This is a genomic window from Pseudomonas antarctica, assembly GCF_900624995.1.
GTDB classification, from domain to species: domain Bacteria; phylum Pseudomonadota; class Gammaproteobacteria; order Pseudomonadales; family Pseudomonadaceae; genus Aquipseudomonas; species Aquipseudomonas antarctica.
In genome coordinates this window covers 1-255 of sequence record NZ_UYXQ01000269.1, presented here as the reverse complement: position 1 = coordinate 255, position 255 = coordinate 1, and the positions used below count along the sequence as shown (strand labels likewise).

Genomic DNA, 255 nt, shown 5'->3' with positions numbered 1-255 from the left:
GGTCAGGCGGGCGAGGGGGTCGTAGTGGTAGTGGTGTTCGCCTTTGCGGGTGTCGAGCAGGCGGGTCAGGTTGCCGGTTTTGTCGTAGTCGTAGTGGCGGCGGTAGTGCTTGTGTTCTTCTTGGGTCGCCGCGTGGGCGTGAAGGCGGTTTTGTTCGTCGTAGTCGTAATGGCTGAGCAGTTCGCCTTGCTGGCGCTGGCGTTCGCGGCCGGTGTTGAACAGGTGAGAGGTTAGGGTTTTACCATTCAGCTCGAC

At 60.8% G+C, this 255-nt stretch carries 1 protein-coding gene; it reads right to left on the bottom strand.

Annotation, left to right across the window (positions count from 1 at the left end):
• Positions 1-255: hypothetical protein (locus E0F99_RS29935; RefSeq protein ID WP_130909147.1), on the bottom strand; the 255-nt coding region annotated here is incomplete at both ends.